Annotated in this window: 20 protein-coding genes; 8 read left to right on the plus strand and 12 right to left on the minus strand. The window is 49.6% G+C overall.

Annotation, left to right across the window (positions count from 1 at the left end; genetic code table 11):
• Positions 1 to 100 precede the first annotated feature (100 nt).
• The 6 genes from HY774_15335 to HY774_15360 form a co-directional block, all read right to left on the minus strand.
• Positions 101 to 1,618, minus strand: a complete 1,518-nt coding sequence (locus HY774_15335) for an FAD-dependent oxidoreductase (protein MBI4749858.1) — start codon at positions 1,616 to 1,618, stop codon at positions 101 to 103.
• A gap of 151 nt (positions 1,619 to 1,769) precedes the next feature.
• Positions 1,770 to 3,488 (minus strand): serine hydrolase, encoded by a 1,719-nt coding sequence (locus tag HY774_15340; protein MBI4749859.1) that lies wholly within the window; start codon positions 3,486 to 3,488, stop codon positions 1,770 to 1,772.
• 300 nt (positions 3,489 to 3,788) lie between these two features.
• Positions 3,789 to 5,147: an adenosylmethionine--8-amino-7-oxononanoate transaminase gene (gene bioA / locus HY774_15345; protein ID MBI4749860.1), complete on the minus strand. Its 1,359-nt coding sequence runs from the start codon at positions 5,145 to 5,147 to the stop codon at positions 3,789 to 3,791.
• A gap of 151 nt (positions 5,148 to 5,298) precedes the next feature.
• Entirely contained in the window at positions 5,299 to 5,922 is a 624-nt protein-coding gene (locus HY774_15350; protein ID MBI4749861.1) for a nucleotidyltransferase family protein, read from the minus strand.
• The gene (locus HY774_15355) at positions 5,915 to 6,766 is read right to left on the minus strand and encodes a putative DNA-binding domain-containing protein (GenBank protein ID MBI4749862.1); all 852 of its coding nucleotides are present in this window, start codon (positions 6,764 to 6,766) and stop codon (positions 5,915 to 5,917) included. Before HY774_15355 ends, HY774_15350 begins: the two co-directional genes overlap by 8 nt.
• Complete coding sequence (locus HY774_15360; protein ID MBI4749863.1) at positions 6,756 to 7,619, minus strand: DUF692 domain-containing protein; 864 nt, start codon at positions 7,617 to 7,619, stop codon at positions 6,756 to 6,758. Before HY774_15360 ends, HY774_15355 begins: the two co-directional genes overlap by 11 nt.
• 1,110 nt (positions 7,620 to 8,729) lie before the next feature.
• Here HY774_15360 and truB point away from each other — a divergent pair.
• The 8 genes from truB to HY774_15400 all read left to right on the plus strand — a co-directional run bounded on the left by truB (position 8,730) and on the right by HY774_15400 (position 15,803).
• On the plus strand, positions 8,730 to 9,677 hold the full coding sequence (truB, locus tag HY774_15365; protein ID MBI4749864.1) for a tRNA pseudouridine(55) synthase TruB: 948 nt from the start codon (positions 8,730 to 8,732) through the stop codon (positions 9,675 to 9,677).
• Positions 9,678 to 9,712: 35 nt separating this feature from the next.
• Complete coding sequence (locus HY774_15370) at positions 9,713 to 10,528, plus strand: hypothetical protein (protein MBI4749865.1); 816 nt, start codon at positions 9,713 to 9,715, stop codon at positions 10,526 to 10,528.
• Between the two features lie 138 nt (positions 10,529 to 10,666).
• The gene (locus HY774_15375) at positions 10,667 to 11,227 is read left to right on the plus strand and encodes an NYN domain-containing protein (GenBank protein ID MBI4749866.1); all 561 of its coding nucleotides are present in this window, start codon (positions 10,667 to 10,669) and stop codon (positions 11,225 to 11,227) included.
• Positions 11,228 to 11,258: 31 nt separating this feature from the next.
• Positions 11,259 to 11,852, plus strand: coding sequence for a type II secretion system protein GspG (locus HY774_15380; GenBank protein MBI4749867.1), 594 nt, complete (start codon positions 11,259 to 11,261; stop codon positions 11,850 to 11,852).
• 117 nt (positions 11,853 to 11,969) lie between these two features.
• Positions 11,970 to 12,482, plus strand: coding sequence for a hypothetical protein (locus HY774_15385; GenBank protein ID MBI4749868.1), 513 nt, complete (start codon positions 11,970 to 11,972; stop codon positions 12,480 to 12,482).
• 305 nt (positions 12,483 to 12,787) lie between these two features.
• Positions 12,788 to 14,398: a hypothetical protein gene (locus tag HY774_15390; GenBank protein MBI4749869.1), complete on the plus strand. Its 1,611-nt coding sequence runs from the start codon at positions 12,788 to 12,790 to the stop codon at positions 14,396 to 14,398.
• A 62-nt stretch (positions 14,399 to 14,460) separates the two neighbouring features.
• Positions 14,461 to 15,033 carry a sulfotransferase domain-containing protein gene (locus tag HY774_15395; GenBank protein MBI4749870.1) on the plus strand — a complete coding sequence of 191 codons (573 nt, stop codon included), beginning with the start codon at positions 14,461 to 14,463 and terminating at the stop codon, positions 15,031 to 15,033.
• A 215-nt stretch (positions 15,034 to 15,248) separates the two neighbouring features.
• On the plus strand, positions 15,249 to 15,803 hold the full coding sequence (locus HY774_15400) for a hypothetical protein (GenBank protein MBI4749871.1): 555 nt from the start codon (positions 15,249 to 15,251) through the stop codon (positions 15,801 to 15,803).
• A 24-nt stretch (positions 15,804 to 15,827) separates the two neighbouring features.
• Here HY774_15400 and HY774_15405 read toward each other — a convergent pair whose 3' ends face one another.
• The 6 genes from HY774_15405 to HY774_15430 form a co-directional block, all read right to left on the minus strand.
• Positions 15,828 to 16,490 (minus strand): hypothetical protein, encoded by a 663-nt coding sequence (locus HY774_15405; protein ID MBI4749872.1) that lies wholly within the window; start codon positions 16,488 to 16,490, stop codon positions 15,828 to 15,830.
• Positions 16,490 to 17,821: an AAA family ATPase gene (locus tag HY774_15410; protein ID MBI4749873.1), complete on the minus strand. Its 1,332-nt coding sequence runs from the start codon at positions 17,819 to 17,821 to the stop codon at positions 16,490 to 16,492. The genes HY774_15405 and HY774_15410 overlap by 1 nt, the downstream gene beginning before the upstream one ends.
• A 210-nt stretch (positions 17,822 to 18,031) precedes the next feature.
• A complete protein-coding gene (locus HY774_15415) occupies positions 18,032 to 18,811 on the minus strand; it encodes an SDR family oxidoreductase (GenBank protein MBI4749874.1) in 780 nt (259 codons plus the stop codon).
• Between the two features lie 41 nt (positions 18,812 to 18,852).
• Positions 18,853 to 19,785, minus strand: a complete 933-nt coding sequence (locus tag HY774_15420; protein MBI4749875.1) for an SDR family oxidoreductase — start codon at positions 19,783 to 19,785, stop codon at positions 18,853 to 18,855.
• Between the two features lie 166 nt (positions 19,786 to 19,951).
• A complete protein-coding gene (galU, locus tag HY774_15425; GenBank protein ID MBI4749876.1) occupies positions 19,952 to 20,818 on the minus strand; it encodes a UTP--glucose-1-phosphate uridylyltransferase GalU in 867 nt (288 codons plus the stop codon).
• A 159-nt stretch (positions 20,819 to 20,977) separates the two neighbouring features.
• On the minus strand, positions 20,978 to 22,543 hold the full coding sequence (locus HY774_15430) for a protein kinase (protein MBI4749877.1): 1,566 nt from the start codon (positions 22,541 to 22,543) through the stop codon (positions 20,978 to 20,980).
• Positions 22,544 to 22,781 lie beyond the last annotated feature (238 nt).

Here is a 22,781-nt window from a genome sequence, read left to right on the forward strand (position 1 = left end):
TTGTCACTAAAATGTCAGGATAAATCATTCAAATAGAACTATATGTGCTTGACTAACAATTCTAAACCCTAACATTTGACTACTGACTACTGACCACTGACTAACGCCTCTTACAAATATCCCGCCAGGCATTGATCCCGCTCAAGGTACAGGCCATTGTTCCCTGCCCCGGAAACGTGGTATCCCCAACCAGCCAAAAATCTTTTAATCCGATATCCGATGAAATCGCCAGCAAGTTGCTGTTGGTCAACTGAGTTCGCAATCCGCCAACCATCCCTCGTTCACGACTGGTGTAGTTTTCAAAGGTAATCGGCGTTCCAGGAAGCACAACTTCCAATCCACGATCAATATCTGGAAAAGCCTTTCGGACGGCGGTCAGGGTGTGTTTGGTCAATGCCTGTTTGCGCTGGATGTAATCTTCGAGTGAAAGATTATACCAGGTACTGACTTCCGTATGGGTTGAGACGACGAGTGTTTGTTTCCCGGCTGGGGCTGAACGGAGATCACCTGATTCACTCAGCGAGAGAAAACAACTATTGGCATCCTTGAACGGCTCGCCATAGCGTTGCAGCACCTGATGATTGAGGGCACTTCCTGAGGGAATAACCGACTCGTCAACTCCGAGATACAGGGTAAAGGCGCCCCAACCAATGTCAGCCTTTTTTAATGCATGTGGAAAAGTGGAAGGAAGATCAGCTTTGACGAGTTGAGGGACGTTCCAAATCGGAATGTTGGCAACCACCTTTTTCGCTTCAACAATCAGCCCTTCGCGGGTTTTCACCACATATCCACTTTGAGGCTGAGGCACGATTTCAGTGACTTTCTGGCGAAATTTGATGGTGCCGCCCAGGCTTCGATACGCCTCCGACAGGGTTCGGACCAGTGTTTTCATCCCACCTTTTGCCCGCCGAATCCCATGCCGATACAGATCAATGCCAGCGGCAGCATTATAAAACGGAGCACGATCTGTGGTTTCTTGAGTGGTAATCAGAAGCAATCCATCCAGAAAGGCTCGAAGTTCCCGGTGGTCGCTCAATTGATGGCGGCGCAAAATGTCACCAAAGGTGGAGATTACCGTTGGAAGAAGCCACACCACATCGGGTGAAACCAGCCGAAGATTGGAAATCAGATCTCCAATGCCTCGAATTGGCAATACTGGTTGTTTTGCGGTCATTCGCCAGAGCACATCAGCCGTGGTATCCACCTGTTCCCAAAAGGTCGCCAGTCGGCGGGCTTCGTCAGGTGTGCGGGCAAATTGATCAATTCGTTCGCGTTCCCATTTCCCTTGATCGTGCCACAAATTCACGGTTCGGTCAGGAAGATGAACTGTCACGCACTCAATCAATGTAGATTCAGGTGCTACTACCCCAAGCTGTTGAAATACATAGGAATGCAGCCCCTCTGGATCAAGTCCGATGATGACGGTGGCTCCCGCATCGAACGTATATCCCTTGTGAAAAAAATATCCGGCGCAGCCACCAACTTTATCGTGGGCTTCAAGCAAAAGCGTTTGAATTCCTTCTTTCTGAAGCAAAGCCGCCGTCGTTAACCCGGCTATGCCGGCGCCAACCACCACAACTTCATATTTTGGAATGGAACTGAGGACAGATTCAGTCATGGGGGCGATACTAGCATTCTGTTTTTTCTACCCACTACGACCTCTCCCGAAATTCTCGCGAACTTCACTCAGGCAAACAAAAGCGCGGGGCAGAACTGTCTACCCCGCGCCTGAGAGTATTTTGTACCAGGGCTCAACCCTGTATCCAGAGTTACTTAATTCGCTTCGCGGGCATATTCCGTCCGCCTTGATGGAGAATCACCTGATTGACCTTCCCGTCAGCATCTTTGACGAAGGTCAGTTGAGCATCCACGACTTTCAGGAAAAATTTGGTTTCGGATTCAGGGAAAATCTCTAACTGCTGTTGTCCGGTGGCCTGGGTCAACAGTTTGCCGCCGTCTCGTGTCACGGTCAGCACAAAGCCGGGTGCCAGTTCATATTCACCGACATACGCATCATAGATGGCTGGATCAACTTTGGCGACTTCCCGCTCTTTCGGAACCGGTTGGTCAGTCTTGACCGCTGGTTCTTCACCTTTTTCATCAATTTTGATCATTTTGACGATCTTCCCGGCTTCATCCCGAACAAATTTGAGTACCGTGAACGAGTTTTTATAAAAAACTTCATTGTCAGAAGCTGGGGAAATTTCCATTTTTTGCCCGCCAGTGCGTTGGGCATACAGTTGATTTCCCTGGCGGGTGATAGTTCGCGTGGCACTGTTTGAAATCTGGTACACGCCAACGAATTCATCCAGCTTTTTAGCATCCAGTGTGATCGCCGTGTATTCCTTGTACGGTTTGCCGATGAGATGCGCGGCAACCTTACGGGTCACAAAAGAAGGGTCTACTTCAGCACTATCCGAATTGGTCAGAATGGCAATGAAAATATTTTGCTTAGGTAGCCAGTACGCCATCGTGACAAACCCATTGATGCCTCCACCATGCTGAATCACCTCTTCACCGTGAAGTTGCTCAAGCTCCAGTCCATAGCCATAGGTCGTCGGCTTTTCATTACTGAGAACATAAGGTGTAAATGCCCGTTTCCATGTAGCTGGTTTAAGCAGTTTTCCAGACGCCATGGCACGGTTCCAGATGGCCAGATCATCAACATTTGACAATAAGGCCCCTGCCGCATAGGGCAACGTCATGCTCATGGGGGCGGAATAGGTAAATTCTTTGCCACCACCAGAATGACCCAGTGCACGATTTGGAACAGATGCTTCTTCAGTCCCATAAAAGGAATGCTTCATTCCCAATGGTTTAAAGATATGGTCGTGGACATATTGCCCATAGGACTTGCCAGAAACCTTTTCGATGATAACCCCAAGCAACACATAGCCTGAGTTGTTGTATCGCCACTCAGTGCCGGGGTCGAAATCCATCGGCTCATTCTTAAAAAAATCAACCAGTTCAATCGGGGTCGTATCTTGCTGCATTTTTGCGCGAAATCCCCCCATCCCGGTGTAGCTCTTAATCCCAGAAGTATGGGTCAACAAATGTTCAATGGTGATTTTTTTCCCACGAGTGGGGTACTCTGGAAGAAATTTGGTAATTTCGTCATCCAGTGAAATTTTTCCCTGTTCAACCAGCAACAGGATTCCAGCCGCTGTAAACTGCTTGGTGATTGACCCCAGTCTGAAAATCATATCTGGTTGAACCGGGACCTTCTTTTCAACATCCGCCAAACCATATCCTTTTCGGAAAAGAACTTTCCCATCTTTGGAAATAAGAACAGCCGCACCCGGTGTATTGGCTGGATACACTTCCGACAGAATTTTATCAATTTTTGCAATAACTTCTGGTGTTGCAGCAACTGTGGCACTGGCAGTCAGCTTTTCTTTTTGAACATAAGCAAATGTTGGGGCAGTGCCTCCAATCAAAAGGACTGTGGACAACACGCCTGCGCCCAAGAGGCGACCTGGATTCCTCATGCTTGAAACTCCTTTGTGATGTGAACTGATGGTGATGAATTGGGATTTGTGATGATGGTCGCCATACGGAGCGAAAACCGGTGAGGTTCGCCAGAAATCATGGGGCTGAAAAAACCAGGGCTCAGGGCTGAAGAAGTCGGGCTAGGGGCTCAGGACTAGGGGCTAGGGGCTGAAGACTCGCACGCTCGGAGCAATCGAAGGGATGAAGGATGAAGGATGAAGGATGAGGGATGAAATAAAACCAATTTTTCAGCCTGCTGTCTTCAGCCTCCAGCCCCCAGCCCTGGTTTTTTTTCAGCCCTATTCGCCAGTGATTTCCGGAATGACTTTGAGCAATACATCCACCAGAAAATCAATTTGTTCGGCTGAAATCGCCAGCGGGGGCATGGCCACCACGACATTTCCCAGCGGACGCAAAATCAGCCCAAAATCACGACAGCGGTCCGTCACTTGATAGCCCATTTTGAGTTCTACCGGATAGGGGTTCCCAGTGGCTTTATTGTCGGTCAGTTCAATTCCAATCATCAGCCCACGCTGACGGATATCACCAACGTGGGGCAACTGTGCCACCGATTCCAGCCGTCGGGCAAAATGGGCGGCCATATGATTGACGTGGGCGAGAACATTGTTTTTTTCAAAGAGTTCCAGGTTTGTCAGCGCTGCAACACAGGCAAGCGGATTTCCAGTGTAAGTATGCCCGTGAAAGAATGTTTTAAAGGCGGCGTAATCATCCCAAAACGCACGATAGACTTCATCAGTGGTGATGGTTGCCGCCAGCGGCAGGTACCCTCCGGTTAAACCTTTGGCAAGGCATAAAATGTCAGGGACAACGTGTTCCTGTTCACAGGCAAACATCGTCCCGGTCCGACCAAACCCGGTCGCAACTTCATCACAGATCAATAAAACTTCATATTCATCACATAATTCACGCACACGTTTGAGGAAGCCGGTTGGGTGCGTGAGCATTCCAGCCGCTCCCATCATCAGCGGTTCCAGCACAAACGCAGCAATTTCATGAGCATGCGCCTTGAGAATGGCTTCAACCTCGTGGGCCTGGTTGTCTTGGGGAACAGAAACGCGAAAAGCGTCAAACAGCAACGGACGATACAACTGGTGGAATAATTCAATCCCTCCGACCGAGACCGAACCAAGAGTGTCTCCGTGATACGACTCTCTAACGTGCAGAAATCTGGTTTTCTGGGGGCGTGGGTCAGATCGTTGCTGCCAGTACTGGAAAGCAATTTTCAGGGCGATTTCAACCGCCGTGGACCCAGAATCAGAATAAAAAACTTTGTTGAGTTGACCTGGCGCCAGCTCAGCCAGTTTGGCCGCCAATTCAATTGCCGGAACGTTGGAGAGGCCAAGCAAGGTTGAGTGGGCCACCCGGTCAAGTTGCTCACGGATGGCCTGATCAATTTCAGTCACGTGGTGACCATGGACATTGGTCCACAGACTGCTCACGCCATCCAGGTATTTGCTGCCTTCGACATCAAAGAGATAGCACCCTTCACCGCGTTCGATGATGAGCGGATGAGTGGCATCCCATTCCTTCATTTGGGTAAATGGATGCCAGAGATGGGCTTTGTCGAGTTGTTGGAGGTGCTCCGCCCGAGCACGAAGGTGTTGTACAGAAAGAACCGGAGTCTGTTTGGGGGTCATAACGAATGAAGAATGAAGGAGTCAGTACCACCTGCGTCAGCGGGTGGGGAAGAATGGAGAAATGAAGAAAAGGGGCAAGGAAACACTGTGAAATGAAAAATTGAGAATGAAGAAAATATATTGGCCAGTGCCAGTCCATCAATCCAACTCTTCATTCTTCATTCTTCATTCTCAAGTCTTCATTCTTCAAGAAACGGATTGCATCCTCAGGGGTGTCAATATCAAGACTTCCCCCAGCAAATGGAATCAGAATAGTTTGATCAAGATTGGCCTGGATGATCTTTTTGGCACCTGTATCACCGCCAAGTGCCAGAAGGAGGGGAAAAAAAGAAGAGGTAAACAAGGCTGGAATGCCCACAGTGTCGGCATACTGTGAGGCAATAATGTTTTTTCGAGTGCGAAAAAACGTGGTGATCAGGTCTGAAAGAAACTGTGTTGATAAAAACGGCTGGTCACAGGGAGCAATGACGACAGCGTCAACCGACCCAAGTTGTGAAAGTGCGGCAATCCCGGTCCGGATCGAAGCGCCCATGCCTTCTTCCCAGGTGGGATTCTCCACCACGTGGATGGCATAGGCATTCAACGTTGGTTTGATGGCTTCGGCCTGAGCCCCAAGCACAACCAGCACGGGGTGGGCGCCAGTACCGAGGGCGCATTCCACTGTATGCTGAAGCAAATTTTGGCTGCCAATCGGTAGCAATTGTTTGGGGTGTCCCAAACGTCGCGACGCGCCGGCAGCCAAAATCAAAATTCCAATCTGTTTGAAATCACTCACCCTGAGTTGGCTCCAATTCGACGGATTGGAAAAATCCCTGATTCACCCAATCCCGAAACCACTGGAAAATCTGCTCTTTCACACCTCGGCTTGAAAAGCGACGCGTGGTGGTAAGAATTGCCTCACCGAGTGGCATGCCCGAAGTCAGAGCAGTGAGCATTTCAAAAGCTGGCCGGGTCAAATCAAACCGCCAGACACTGTATCCACGGCGGCATACAGCCACCCACGTGTCCTGACGTTTGATTTTGGGTCGGTGACTGTTGGAACGCACCGCTTCCAGATAGGCATTCACCGGATAACGATGTGCCAGAGTTTGAAACCCATTGACTGGACGAAATCGGGCAAATTCCCAGGCATCGGCTGGAATATCCTGGATCATTTCCGAGGTCAAAATTGACGAAAGCTCAGCGTCAAACACCTGGGTGACCGCCAGCTCCAGACGTGCCAGATCATAGACGAAGGCTCGATTCGGCACCTGGTCATCGGTTTGGATATATTCGGGAAAGTTGTCACTCAGTCGGTTTAATGTGAAACTGCGGGAAGGAAATTGCTGGACATAGCGGGCGACCAGATCAAAAAAATCATCTTCGCCCAGAAAATGCTCGACCGCAAAAAAATCAGCCGCCAGGGCATCATTCATCCGCAAGAGATACATTCCGCGATAAATGTTGAGGCGTTCCTGTCCGGTCAGGGTTTTTGATGGAAGAATAATCGAAGTGGCTTTTTCTTCTTCAAGTCCTGCACTCTGGCTGGCGGCTTCCATCGCTTCACTGGTCGCACCTGGAAACACAATATAGCTTTGCATCCAGGTCTGGAGCTGGCTTAATGGAACATCAGTCGCCATATCCACCTCCCACGGCCAGAACTGGTTCCGGCAGGTACTGACGGGCTTTTAAGACCTCGGCGTGAACCACGTCAAATTCCGGGATGTCATCATCCCACTCAAGCAAGGTTGCCCGCCCGCCGGTTTTGGCGGTAGCCTGACGATAGAGGGCCCACACTTCGTCAATCACATGGTCGCTGTGGGTGTCGAGAATATGCGTGCCTTTGTTGGTATGTCCGGCCAGGTGATACTGGACGACCCGATCAGCCGGAATGGCGTCAATGTACACAGTTGGATCAAAATTATGGTTAAACGAACTGACGTACACATTGTTGACATCAAGCAGCAGCCCACAATTGGCATCTTCAACCAGCCGTGCCAAAAATTCCCATTCCGGCATTGATGAATCGGCAAATTCAACGTAGGACGATGGATTTTCAAGAACAAGAGGACGTTCAAGCAAGTCGGAAACAATACGCGCCCGCTCAATCGTGTGTTTGAGCGCTTCCTCGGTGTATGGCATCGGTAGCAAGTCGTGGGTATTTCGCCCATGAACGCCAGTCCAGCAAAGGTGGTCTGAAACCCAGGTACTGCCAATCCGATCCGCCAGGGCTTTGAGTTTTTTCAGATAGTCCATATTCAGCGGGTCAGTGCTGCCAATTGACATCGACACGCCGTGCATAATGATTGGATAGCGTTCAGCCACCTGTTCCAGAATGAACATCGGGCGACCGCCGGTTTCCATAAAATTTTCAGAAATGATTTCAAACCAATCAACTGGGGGTTGATTTTCAAGAACGTGGGTAAAATGGACGGTGCGAAGGCCAACCCCGAATCCAAGATCCGGGAAATTCCAACGATTAGGAGTGGTCATAAAACTTCCACCAAGACGAAATGTGGCCGAGGTTTCAGCCTGAGAGACTGTCACCTCGACCACGGAAGAAAAAAGACTTAACTATCGGCTCTTGCAGGATTCTTTGCTCTTGCAGGATTCTTTGCCCTTGCAGGATTCTTTGCTCTTGCAAGATGATTTTTCTACTTTGCAGCCGCCTTTGCCTTTGCAGGAATTTTTGCCGGCGCAGCCGTTGTCGCCGCTCTTGCAGCCGCCTTTGCCCTTGCATTCATTCTTGCCTTTGCATTCGTGAGCGCTCTTGCAGGAGGCTTTTTCTACTTTGCAGCCGCCTTTGCCCTTGCAGGAGTTTTTGCCAGCGCATCCATTGTCGCCGCTCTTGCAGCCGCCCTGCCCTTTGCATTCATTGTAGAAACTCTCTACGCTTCATAGTTACTCCCTAAATATGTGTGGTTTAGAATTAAATTGCGGCTTTGGTGCCGCTATTGGTAAAACAAATTGGGGAACTGAGTCGCCAGGTCTTTGTAATTGATGGGAAGACAAGGCGAGTTCTCCCAAAGGTATTTTGATGGTTTTGCTGCAACGGCCATTCCCGCTGTCGGGAAAATATGTCCAGATTGCCTCAACACAACTCGCAGGTTTTCAAAGATCATGCAGCGTGACCTTTTTAATATGCGGTGGATGGGTGATGTGAGGAGGTACAATCTGTTTGATTTGACGCGGGGCCTGTAATTGGATCCAAAGCTCACATCACTCTAGCCCAGAGCGCTTCAACTTTCAACCAAAAGCAAATTCACTTTCTTGCTCCTGGTTCAGGACTTTTCAGCATTGGGCTTATTTTTTTGATTTGGAATATCTGGCAGTGAAACTGACTGGCCTTTACGGCCTGGTTTTTCAACTTGGATGTTGAGGAACCATTTTTTTCTGAGTTCAAGTCAAGGAGCTTTTGGGGTTGATGCGCATCAGACAAATCCTGTGATACAACTTTTTATTTCTCCCAAAAGAAAAAATTCCTGCTTTTTTCAGTTTCAGAACACACTCTGGGGTTCAACTCGCTCGTGGAACCGTCTACAATTTGCCGGTTTCATTCTGCGTCAATATCAATTCACTCATCTACCCTTACTACGGATTCCCATGATTCCTACATTGTTGAATGGTGCTGTTTTGCTTGATAAGCCAATGGGTATTACGTCCCACGATGTCGTGGCCCGTCTCCGCTATGTATTGCGGACCAAGCGCATTGGACACACCGGAACATTAGACCCATTTGCCACCGGGTTGCTGATTCTCTGTGTTGGTTCAAGTACCCGATTGTCCCAATTTTTGACGGGCAAAGACAAAACCTACCAGGCCACCATGCGGCTGGGGTTTGCCACTGATACCCAGGATTACACCGGCAAACCGCTTTCCGAGCCCAATTCAGTCGAAGTTGTCACCGAAGACAACTTGCGTGAGGCCATGCAGCATTATACTGGCGATTATGCCCAGGTACCGCCGATGTATTCAGCCAAAAAAGTTGATGGTATTTCATTGCATCGGCTTGCCCGCCAGGGACAGGTCGTCTTTCGCTCAACGGCACCTGTCAAGATTTATGAACTCACCCTGAACCCGGATGAACAGGGCAATGCCATCCGGCACAATGAAACCGGCACGGTTGATGTTGATTTTACAGTTTCCTGCTCGGCTGGCACCTACATTCGAACCCTGGCTCACGACATTGGTCAGCATCTTGGGTGCGGGGCGCACCTGACAGCACTCCGACGAACGCGGGTTGGCCCGTTCACGATTGATCAGGCAACCACGATTGAACAACTGGCCGGGCTTCCCATGGAACAAATCCGGGCCAGCCTGTTGAAACCAGTTGAACTGCTCAAAGATTGGAAATTGTTCCAGGTGTCAGTCACCGACCATCTGAAATTTGTACAGGGACAGGCAATTCCGCTCGATATTTCCGGGCTGGATCCCATTTCGGAAGAATCAGATCTGCTGGTGGGGATTTGCACTGAAAACAATGACCTGCTCGGAATTGCCCGGCTTGATGCGAAAGGGAAAGCCCGACCGCAGGTTGTTTTTAACGAATAAGTTGCAGGTATTTCACACTCATAAGGAACCAGGCAATGATGTTCAAATTGGCCGGCACATTACTTCTGTGTCTACTCTGGACAAGCATCAGTTGGGGGCAAAATTCGATTGAAAAATTCCGCTATCAACCCAAAAAGGTTCCGGTTGGAACCGTTCTGCACTATGTCAAAACCAATGTGGACGGCTCGCATCCAGAAAATATCGTGCTCTATATTGCCGCCCCGGACCGCCTGGAATCATTTAAATACAAAAGCCCCGGCACTCGCTCGGCCCTGGTCAAAGCCACGATGGACTGGGACCTGTATTGTGCCAAATACCTGGAATCGTGGCAGATGTTTCCCGATGGAAAACAGCTCTTGCTGGCAGTTTTGAACTATTCCCATCCTGAAAAAACGGTTGAGGCTGATATCAAGCCTTTAAATCGCACCCCCGATAAAGTCACCATCCAGACCCTGCCCTTTCACATGTACAACTTTGACCTGTCCAGCCTGAATGTGACCTTTGCCCATTTGATTGACCTCAAAGGCACGTTCACGATTGGGTTGATTGACCCGACGTTTCAGGACGAAGGCCCGGTGATTCGGTATCGCGGGGATGTTGAAGTCAGCTTTGTCAAAATTGAAAGACGGAACCGAACGACCTGTCTCAAGTATCGAATTGACGGCCCCGGACTCGACAACAAAGGTGGTTTTATCTGGGTCAATCAGGCTAAAGGCTATGTTGAAGACATGGAAATTGCGACGCCTGACAATCCAGAATGGAAAAGCTTTAAGTTTCGCTTGCGCCAAAGCCGTCAGATGACCCCGACCGCCTGGCAAGCTTTCATCAAAAAACAGCTTGGGGTAAAGTAAAGTCAGTTTGTAGTCAGTAGTCAGTAGTCAGTAGTTCACTAAGTTTATTTGATTGAATTACTTGACGGTTTTCTAATCCGAGCGCTTCAGTGCAAATGGGATAAGCCGCTTTTCATCTTTCACCCAGCACGTTCAGGCATGTACCTCATTGACGGAAATAACTTTGCTCGCCGAAAGGCACAGGATTTTACCTACGAGGCCAAACGCGAACTCCTCACCCAGTTGGCCCAGTTCGCCCGCCTGCGCCGGGTCCGGGTATGTGTGGTTTTTGATGGCATACCGGATCGGCATTTGCCCGATGGATCATCTTTCCAAAGTGTCAAGATCCACTTTGCCCAGAGTGGAAATACGGCTGACGGATACATTCGCAAAATGCTCGAACAATCTCGAACGCCGCGCGACTTTACGATTGTGACCAATGATCGTGAATTGCAGATGGGTGCGCGCATTCGTCAGGCCAAAGTGGTCAGCGTGCCTGAATTTCGGGCACAACTGGAAACGGCCATTCTCGAATCCACCGCACTCCACACCGAAGCCAAACCCACGACCCGCAAGGATGATGTCAGCCACTGGTTACGATATTTTGGTGTTCCCGCTGATGAGATTGAGCCCGAAGTTGATGATGAACAATTGTTTACCCGCGAGTTTACGCAACCCACACCCAATCGCGGCAAGGGAAAAGCCGTAAAAAAACGCTAACCGTACCTGCCTCCTCGGAATTCAAATGCTTATGACACGGAAATATCTGATTGGATGGATGCTTGGAAGCCTGCTGGTGCTGGCCTGCAGCGGGTTGGTCTCGGCAGACCGACTGCTTGGCTCACGTGAAGCCCGCGAAGCACTGGCCAAATTAACCGGGATTGCCTATCCGACCAAACAGATTCGCATTCGAAAAGTCATTCCTGGCTTTTCATCCACCGATGCCATTGTGGAAGCCGAAATTGAAGCCACGTTTAAATTCACCCGAACCCAGGGTCAGTGGCAACCAACCGAAGTCCGCATTGGCGACCAGCAATGGCAATCACTCCCCGAACTCACCGCCGCCCTCGCCAAAGCCCAGCGTGATCATACGGAAGCTGACCTCAACCTGCTGGCAACCAGCCTTGAACTGTATCGTGCCAAACAGGGAGGCTATGTCACAGCACCCGATATTGTGCAATTGACCAATGTCCTGGCACCTGAATATTTGCCCAGGCTGGTCAGGCGTGACGGATGGAACCGACAGTTGATGTACCAGGGAACTTCAAGTTCGTTTCGGCTGCAATCCGTAGGACCAGATGGAAAGGCCAACACCCAGGATGATGTCATTATTGCCCGTCCCTGAAGAATGAAGAATGAAAAATTGAGAATGAAGAGAATTGACCTGTGACAGGCAATGTGGAAATTGCTTCAAGTACTGTTTCCTTTGATCAAAAACCAATAGAAAGAACTATTTAATACTATGAGTGCTTCAAAGAGCCTGCTTGGCAAAAAGAAAAAAAACGTTAAATCGCAACCAGTTGAATCAACCCCTTCCACCGACACGCTTCGCAGTAAACTGGTGGATCTTGGGGTCGCAGAAGATGCCGAAATCCGTGATCATTCAGGTGAATCGGAAAAAATGTCTGAGGTATTACTGGCGTTTGCCTCTCCGTTGCTGGGTCAGATTCGAACCAAAAAAGATTTTGACGCGGCACTTGATCTGGCAATTTTGAGCTGGAATATGACACTGGTCTCCGACGAATTACGTGAGGGATCATTCAACAAAATCATTGCTTCATATTTGCCAATCTATCAACCCAAAATACGCACAATGATCGAAATGATGATTGAGCGGAAGAATACTCATTTTGCTGATAACAAGCGCTTTATCGTCACCTACCAGGTTGTCGGATCAGGTCGGTCCCGCCGACTTTCCGTTGTCTCCAAACCATCACCGACTGCTGAAGAAGAAACTATGAAGAATGAAGAATGAAGAACGAAGAATTGAGAATGAAGAATTAAGAATGAAGAATTAAGAATCGTTGATGCCTGGTGCTTGGAAATCAATACCTTCCAGTCACCAAGAACCAGGACCTATAGCAGTTCTTAAATGAACGAATGACAAATATGTCTTTGAAGTCCTGTGGATGCAAGAAATGTGTGTACTGCGTTCACCTGAAAACTGCTATAAGAACCAGGAACCAGATAATTTCTTCATTCTTCACTCTCAATTCTTCATTCTTCATTCTCAATTCTTCATTCTCAATTCTTCCGACTTCATTCCCCACTGGAACTCACATGATCGTTTCACTCATCCTCACCTGGGTATTGCTCATTGGACTTGGCGGCATTGGGTTGCTACTCCTTCGGGCTGCCTGGAAACGGCCTCCGCAGGCTGAATCCCTTCCAGAATCACTCAAAGGAACCAATGTGGGATTGCGGCTGGCACTGGGAGTGTTTGTGGTGATCTGTCTTGCCGTCATAGGATTTCACACCTACTGGGCGCTAATTGCTCCGAGAAGCAATCCCCAATATTCAACGCTCAAAGATGCCCGCGACCAGCGATTGCGGCGACAGACCGAAGCCTCACTCCGGGGCTGGGTGTTTGACCGCAGTCGCCTGCCGGAAAAGGCACTCTGCCGGTACAAACTGGTTGGAGGGCGAGTCTACCGCGAATATCCGTTGGGCTCATCAGCCGCGCATCTGCTTGGCTACACAAGCTTTGTGCGCGGAGATTCCGGGATTGAACGGGCTTTTGAAAAAAAATTGACCGAGCCGGCTAAATTGATCAATTCCCTGCTTTCAACCGCACCTGTGGGCTCTGACTTGATGCTTTCGCTTGATGCCGACCTGCAACGAACCGCTGGTGATTTGCTCAAAGGGGCACGTGGGGCAATTGTGGTCATCCGCCCACAAACCGGAGAAATCCTGGCCCTGGCCAGCAGTCCCGGTTTTGATCCAACTGACGTCAATAACGAAGCCGCCTGGCAAAAGCTGATTTCAGACACTGATGGCCAGCCGTTTTTGAATCGGGCATTGAACAACTATTACCTGCCCGGTTCAACCTTCAAAACGATTGTCGCCGCCGCCGCCCTTGAAAGCGGCCTGGAACACCAACGCTTTACCTGCACCGGCAGCGGCTACACCCCACCAGCCAGCGGGCGGCCAATCAAAGACGATAAAAACGAAGTTCACGGCTCGGTTGATCTGGCAAAAGCCTTTGAAGTCTCGTGTAATCAATATTTTGCCCAGATGGGTATTGAACTCGGTTACGGACGCCTGGGAGATGTCGCCCGGCGGTTCGGCTTTCATATTGACGATAGCCCCGAATCTGCCCGTCAAAGCCGAACGGTTGACCGGCTCTGGAACAGCGACGGCTCAGAACTGGATAAGTCTTTTGGTGTGGTGGAAAGCCGCATGGTCCTCTCGCCGCGCGTCACGGCCTACGACATCGGCCTGCAATCCATCGGCCAGGGGTTTGATCAGGCAACGGTCCTGCAGATGGCACTTGTGGTCGCCGCAGTCTCCCGCCCGGACGGAATGCGACTGGCACCGGCACTCGAAGCCGAACGCCAGGTGAAACTCCTTGGTCCGGCATTGAATCCATCTGCCGCTAAGGCTTTACAACCATTGATGCGTTCCGTCGTCGAACGTGGAACTGCCAGTCGAGCCTTTCGCGGATGTCGCATCCCAGCCGCCGGCAAAACCGGCACGGCGCAGGTTGCGATTCGGGGCGGGCGTGACATCCGCATTGACGCCTGGTTTATTGGCTTTGCCCCATACGACAATCCGAAAATTGCTTTTGCGGTGGTGGTTGAAGGCGGAGGCTACGGCGGTGAAAAGGCGGCCCCCATCGCCAGAGCACTGATCGAACAGGCAGACCGGTCCGGGCTCTTTAACCTGCGATAGCTGAATATTCTTATTTTCAATATTTTGCATTACTTTACGCTTGAAGGAGAAGTTATAACGCAATGGATCCGAATGTGATTACTATCGTTTCGGGGCTGCCACGCTCTGGAACGTCAATGATGATGAAAATGCTTGAGGCTGGTGGAATCCCAGTCCTGGTTGACAACATTCGTCAGGCTGACGAAGACAACCCCAACGGATACTATGAGTTTGAACTGGTGAAAAAAGTCAAAGACGACACGTCCTGGCTCGATGATGCGGGTGGCAAAGTCGTCAAAATGGTATCAATGTTGCTCAAGGACCTGCCCGCCGGTCAGACCTACAAAATCGTCTTTATGCGCCGCAAGATGGAAGAAATCCTGGCGTCACAAAAGCAGATGCTGGTTCGCAACAACAAACCGACCGACACCATTTCCGATGAGAAAATGGCGGCCCTGTTTGAAAAGCACCTCAAGGAAATCTTCGCCTGGCTTGAAAAGCAATCACACATGCACGTGCTCTATGTGAACTACAACGACATGGTGGTCAACCCACTGCCGTATATTGCTCAAATCAATGACTTTCTGGGGAAAAGACTGGATACTGACAAAATGGCGGGTGTGATTGATAAGAAACTCTACCGGCAGAAGAAATAAAACCATTTAGGGTTCAGGGTTCAGGGTTCAATCACTGAACCAGATTCTCCCCGCAATCAGAAACTGAGACGGATGCAGACTCAATCAAATTTGACGTTCATCAAAAACTGGCGGCTGAGTGGCCGCCAGTTTTATGTTGCAGGTCAGATGTTTGAGGAACTTCCCAGATTACGTGGGGTCTAAACACCTGAAATCCAAATCTTTTCAGGTGGCCTATGATTGAACAATTCGTGCTGTTGTTTCTGCTCCTGGCGTTTGTCTCACTTTTTACCTGGGCACCACTGAATCTCGTTTGTGCGCTCATTGCGCAGAGAAAGAAGCTCCAGAATTATCCCAAACTGGTAAAACATCTCAAAACCGGTCCAACAATTGCCTGTATTACCTTTTTTCTGGTTATCTTCGGCTATCATTTTGGAATGATTGGTGTTTGCCACTCCAAAATGCTTGTTTACATTTATCTGTCGCCCACAAATGAGTGGCCACCTGAACTCAGGCTTCATCTGGTGATGCGCGTTCCGTGTGGCAATGCGGCTGAAGGTCTGATTTACAGTACCTATGGTTCAACAGCAGTGGTTGGAGTCGAGAGTTCAGATCCGAGCGTGAGAGCACGATCTCTTAGAATGTTCCTGAATGTCTATCCCTGGTCAAACGTCTGTAGCCTTGAAGGAAAGCCTAAAGAAATGATTGATCGCTTGAAATCAGACCCAGCACCAGAGGTTCAAGCTGTGATCGAAGAAAACCGGGAATTGATTGAGCAAGTGTGCCGCTGAGGCTGCTTTGAATTGTTGAATTTTTCAGTTCTGTGTTTCAGGGAATAACCTTTTTAGCCATTCAGTAAATGAAATTGCTGTTTCTGTATTGGGCCGGAGTGCCTGGCTGGTTATGGATTGCCCCAGTGGACGCCCAGGTTCATCTTGCCAGGCAAGGTAGGTATGCACGATTGCCTTTGAAAAGTGAGCCTGGATAAACGTAGCAACTCCTTTTGCCTGAGCATTTTCCACAGAATCTTTCGCAACTTGATGTGCTTGTGATTCAACCATTTCCAGACAAAAATCCTCAAGCATGCCTTCAGTTTGATTATTTGGCATGAACCAAAAACCGAGGGTTGGAAGAGATTCCGTACCTGGAACGATTGTTCCGTCTTGATGTGGAAAATCTGGGAATTCGTAGTCTGGATAGTTCTTCGATAGTTTAGCTTTGATACTCGTCCAGCGACGTTCAATACCAGTGTCAGCATCAACAACAACGCCTATTGCTTCTGGTGGGGTTGCTGATTGAATCAGTGCATTTAACCGCCTCAAAATTCGATCTTTGTCGCCACCACATTCATAAATTCCAAACGTGTGCGGTACCTGATGTTGCCCACATAGCGCCATGATGACGTGGCAATCATTCACCCCTTCGACTAAAAGCACTTTGGAACTTTCCTCTTTACAGGGTTTCCCTTGACTCGACATTACCGAACCTCAACTTCCGTCTCTAAAGAGTCGGCTAAGGTTTCGCACGAATACAAAGTTGTCGTTACCCGCCCATCTGGTTTGAGGTTTAATCGGAAGAAGTTCCCAAGCTCTTCATTTTCCTCCCAGGCTTCACCAAATGCCCGCACGCAATCGCGACTGTGGGTTGTAGCAAATATCTGCACGTTCAATTTTTCCGCTAATTGAAAAACCGCCTTCCAAATCTCTGGCTGTATGGACCAATGCAGGCCATTCTCAAACTCATCAATCAGTAAAATTCCGTTTTTGGCATTTACCAGTGCCAATGCGATATGGAACAGACGGACTACACCGTCACCTAAGCTCCTTAAAGGCAACGGTTCTGAGACATTATTCTTTTTCACGATAGGAATTCGGGCTTCGGTACGCCCCATGAGGTTCTTTCTAACAAAAGAAATCCCACTTATATCTGGTTCAATAAGGTGAAGGCAAGTTACAACCTCTTTTGCAAGTGGAGTTAAATCAATTTCACCCCATAACATTTCTAATTTTTCATTTGTCAGATTACTCGTTGGAACCTCTTCAATTGAATACCTTATGGATTTTTCCAAAAAAGCGAAATTACGGTGATAATCGCTTGCCTCAAGAAACGGGTTGCGATCAAGCTGAAAAATCCTTCTGATACTTTCTTTTTCCTCAGCAACTAAACAAATCTCAACATCTGTAAAGTCAGGGGGAAGATCTTTAAGCTGAAACTCTTTGCCGAAAAGACTGCTTGGAAGATTATCTGGTAGGCTGATCAGCTTTGTGACATAAAGATTCAATGAATTCGTCTCTTTAGATGACAAAGGGCCAATAATTATCCCCTCTTTATCTAACCCAGGAAAACGATGGTTATAGAAAAGGTGACGCATTGGGTTGATCCAAACGGTCCCATCTATTTCCGTTTCAGGAAGTTTCCCTTGCCAGTTTTCGGTGCGGGTCCTGACAAGGCTGGCCAACATATCTGGAGCCCCGCCACTTGCATACAGCTTTACCGCTTCAAGAAAGGTGCTTTTTCCAGAATTATTGCGGCCAACGATCAGATTCAACCGGCTTAACTTCTTGACTTCAAGATGTTTAAAAAGCCGAAAGTTTTTGATCAGAAATGAGTCGAGCATACTGCGTACCAACCTTTGAATGCAAAAAAGATCAAAGTTTTGGAGTCCCTTGGGTTTCGATCCAGCGCCCATCCGGGCGCAAACCATTCGCGGCTTGCATTCCGGTGGGTGCGCCTCAAAGCCGCCCTGCCCACCGGCTACTTTCCACCGCCCTGCGGGCGAAAACCAATCCTTCCCAGGGTGAAGAATCAAATTCCATCCCTGATTTATGGGGACTTGTACCAAGTCTTTCGCCCGTCTTCTTCATCCCATTTTCTTCAGCCCCGAGCTTGCGAGTCTTTAGCCCCAAGCCCCAAGCCCCTTCTTCAGCCCCGAGCTTGCGAGCCTTCAGCCCTTAGCCCCAAGCCCGATGTCTTCCGCCCCAAGCCCGATGTCTTCCGCCCCAAGCCCGATGTCTTCCGCCTACTTCTCCGGTCGGAACAGGCTTCCGGCGATGCGGGTGCCGATTTCACGTGGAACGAGCCGGTTTGACTGAGCCATCAGGTAGTTGGTCATCCCCGAAATAATGTGGCTGCGTTTCGCTTTCAAGCCACGCAGGGCAGTTCGGACGACATCATCCGGCGTTTGCATGGCGGTGCGTTCTTTGACCCCGGCGACATCAAAAAACTCAGTCGCGGTTGTTCCTGGACACAGCGCCATCACTGTCACGTTGTGATGGCGGTATTCTTCCCACAACGCTTCGGAAAAACTCAGGACAAAGGCTTTGGTGGCCGAATAGGTGCCCAGATACGGCACGGCTTGAAAAGAAGCCGTCGAAGCCACGTTGATCACCGCGCCGCCTTTGCGCTCGACCATTCCGGGCAAATAGCGGTAGGTCAATTCCATCAACGTTGTGATATTGAGCTGGATCATTTCCAGGTTGCGTTCAAGTGTGGTATCCAGAAACGCTCCTCCAATTCCGAATCCAGCATTATTGATCAAGATATCCACCTGCCAGCCGCGCCGGGTGGTTTCGTCAAAAAGTTCTTTCGCTGCAGCCGGTTGGGATAAATCTTTGGCAATGACGTCCACTTTGATGCCGTGGCGTCTGGTTAATTCATCAGCCAGGACACGCATTTTATCTTCCCGGCGTGCGACCAGAATCAAATTGGCTTTTTTCTCAGCCAGTTGTTCAGCAAAACACTTCCCAATACCAACTGAAGCGCCAGTCAACAACACAGTCTTTCCTTGAAAGGAATCCATAGATTTTTCCTCTTTCGGAGTGCGGCGACTTGACGCCGCTTTCAAAGGACTTTGGATCGAAAATATGCAATCGTGTGCGCCAACCCTTCGTCAAGCGGAATGGTCGGCGACCAGTCAAGCTTCTCTTTGGCCAGTGAAATGTCTGGCCGACGGCGTTGAGGGTCGTTGACTGGCAATGGTCGCAAGGCGATTTTTGAAGAGGAGCCCGTCATCGCCAGGACTTTGTCAGCCAGCTCGCGGATGGTGAATTCGCCCGGATTGCCCAAATTAACCGGTCCGATGAAATCCGGCTGGCTCATCATCCGCACCATGCCGTCAACCAGATCAGAAACATAACAAAATGAACGGGTTTGATTGCCTTCACCATACATGGTCAAGTCACTGCCACGAAGCGCCTGACAGATGAAGTTACTCACCACCCGACCATCATTTTCGTGCATATAGGGGCCGTAAGTGTTGAAAATACGGATGATCCTGATATCTACGCCATTCTGGCGGTGATAATCCATCATCAATGTCTCAGCCACGCGTTTGCCTTCGTCATAATTGCTGCGCGGGCCAACCGGATTGACGTTTCCCCAGTAGTCTTCGCGTTGTGGATGTTCCAACGGGTCACCATACACTTCTGACGTTGACGCCTGCAAAATCCGCGCTTTCACTCGTTTCGCCAGTCCCAGCATATTCAAAACCCCAAGCACATTTGTCTTGATGGTCTTGATTGGGTTGGCCTGATAGTGAACCGGAGAAGCCGGGCAGGCGAGGTTGTAAATCTGATCAACTTCGACCAGCAACGGGTCAACAATGTCATGTCGAATCAATTCGAAGTTCGAATGACCTACCAGTGCCTGCACATTGCGTTTGCTGCCGGTATAAAAATTGTCGGCACAAATGACTTCGTGGCCGTCATCGAGTAATCGCCGACAGAGATGCGTTCCAATAAAACCGGCGCCGCCGGTGACAAGAATTCGGTTTATAGGTCAGGGTTCAGGGTTCAGGGTTCAGGGTTTTTAAAAGACAAAGGACGAAAAGGACAAAAGGGACAAAAAGGACGAAAATAAATCTGAATGCAACCTCCATAAACTTGTTTTTTTAGCCCTCAGCCCTTAGCCCCAAGCCCTGTTTTTTCAATCCGGGACCTCTTTAAAATTTCATCTGCTTCAAATATTCGCGAAATTCCGGCCCCAGGTCAGGCCGCTTGAGGGCATATTCGACGGTGGCAATCAAAAAGCCAAGTTTGTCGCCGGCATCGTGGCGAATCCCTTCAAATTCATAGGCATACATCGGCTGTTCCTTGAGCAGAAGGCGCATAGCGTCAGTGAGCTGAATTTCACCGCCAGAACCGCGCGGCGTCCGTTCGAGAGCTGAGAAAATCTCGGGTGTCAAAATATAGCGGCCAATGATGGCCAAATTCGAAGGGGCCTGGTCAGCCGGTGGTTTCTCAACCATATCACGGATTCGATAGGTTCGCTCACTCACCGCCTCAACATCCAGCACCCCAAACCGCGAAATGGCGGGGCCTTCGACGCGGGTGGTACTGATGATCGAATGACCATAGCGCTCATAAGTTGAAACCAGTTGTTTCAGGCATGGGGTTTGGGAATCAATGATGTCATCGCTCAAAATGACGGCAAAGGGCTCGTCTCCGATCAACTCTTTCGCCACCAGTACCGCATGACCAAGGCCAAGTGCTTCTTTTTGACGAACATAGGCAACATTCACCATCCGCGAGACCGATTGAACTTCTTCCAGGAGCGCAACTTTGTTTCGCTCTCGAAGCGTGGTTTCCAGTTCAAATGAAATGTCAAAGTGGTCTTCAAGCACGTTTTTCCCACGCCCGGTGACAATGATGATTTGTTCGATGCCACTGGCCAGGGCTTCTTCAACTCCATATTGAATCAACGGTTTATCTACCAGCGGCAACATTTCTTTGGGTTGGGCTTTGGTGGCCGGCAAAAAACGGGTGCCAAGACCGGCAGCAGGGAAAACAGCTTTACGAATGCGCTTCATAGAGGGGGAAAGCTCCTTTGGTTCGATGTGGGAAAGCCTGAAACCTTGATGAGGGTTGTCGTTTTTCAGAAGTGGGATGAATGCCAAAATCCCGAGTGTATCCGCGCAAGCGACCTACCACACCTGGCACAGTTCAAGTGGAAAATGACCAAAGCAACGCTAGCGATACTGGAAGGTGATGGTGGTGGAGACTTTGACGGGTTTGCCATCCTGGAATGTGGGTTGGAATTCCCATTCTGCAGCCGCATTGACAGCCGGTGGATGGAGGTGTGGAGGACCGTTGCGTGGTCTCGCCATCTCAACCAATCCATCTTCTGAAATCAGGACTTCAACCACCACATCTCCTTTTCGTCCAAACCATCGAGCAGCCAGCGGGTAATCTGACTCAACCCGGCGAAGAACTTTCCCAGCCATTTCCAGTTCGGATTTTTGAATGATAGGTGACGAATTGGTGACCGTGACCTGACCTGAACGATGGAATTCAGTTGCCCCAGGTGGTAAGGCTGGACGCGGAGGCGGTGGGCCCATCATACGTAGCGCCAAACCACCGGCCACAATCAGCACACCGATTCCAATCAACCAGGATCGAGGCACTGTCTTCCACCATCGAGTCACGGATCTGGTGTCAGATACAACGGGAAGTACGGTCGGTTGAGCCGGAATAAGGGTGGTGCCAGTTGGACGTGCCGGGGCTGATATATCTGATTGAGGGGCAATTGGGCCAAGGGGGTCAAACACGGTCTCAGCCGTTGAAAGACCTTCAGCGGTCTTATTTCCCGCTTTGGTAACCGCCACTGGTGAAACTTCCTGACCCCCGGTCGAAGATGACGGGACAAACAGCCTCATCGAAGCCGGTTGCGGACGATCTTCATAGGGTATGTTTTGGAGATTGAGACTGTGTGCAACCAATCGGAGATGTCGTCGCAAATCTCTGGCTGAAGCTGGTCGGCTGGCGGCTTTGAGAGATAAGGACTGGTGCAAAATTTCGGCAAGGGGAAGTGGGACGATTGGGTTGATCTCGCTGGCAAGTTGAAGCGGATCAGACTTTTCTCCGACGATGGTCATCGCTCTGGTTAACGCATCAACTGGCGCTTTTCCAGTCAATAAATGGTAAATCGTTGCTCCAAAAGCAAATAAATCACTTTGCGGATCAGTCCCGGTTCCCTGGATTTGCTCAAGCGGCGCATATGACAGCGTAAAGGCCATAATGCTCCCAACCCCTGTGGTCATCTCTGAGAGCGAGCGATGTCCTTTCGCCAGACCGAAATCAAGCAGAAAAATATTCCCAGTCTCAGTCAATTTGATGTTGGCTGGTTTGATATCTCGATGAATCACCGGTGGGTCCTGGCTATGCAGATATTCCAGGGCATCCAGTAACCCATCTGCCCAGCGTAAGACCTGCTCCACCTGAAAAGATCCACCATTGATCGCCAGCAACTGCTCAAGGTTCTTGCCGGAAATAAACTGCATCACCAGGAATTGCCCCTGGTCATCCGAGAAATGGTCACTGACCACCGGAAGCGCCTGGTGATGGAGTCGAGCCAGCAATTTGGCTTCGCGTTCAAATGCCCGTCGCAATTCTTCTTGAGAAAAGAAAGTTTCTTTCAGCGCGACAATCGAATCCAGGCGCTCGTCTTTCGCCTCATACACCGCGCCCATTCCGCCCTCCCCAAGCGAGCGAATGATGCGATACCGGTTTTGGAGCAGCGAACCTGAAGTCAGCATAACGGGCGAAAGAGTGAGGTGGTGAAGCAGCGAAGTAGTGAAGTAGCAAGTCGTCAGAAAGAGTGAGTCGCGAGTAGCGAGTAGTGAGTCGTCAATCCATCACAGATTGAATTGAACCCCTGGTCTTTCAGTTCCAGGCAATCAGCAAAGAAAAATTTTTGAATACTTCACATTGGAAGTACTTTTTCTGACGACTCGCTACTCGCTACTCGCTACTCGCTTTTTGAGCGCCACTCGC

Source organism: Acidobacteriota bacterium, assembly GCA_016208495.1.
GTDB lineage: Bacteria > Acidobacteriota > Blastocatellia > Chloracidobacteriales > Chloracidobacteriaceae > JACQXX01.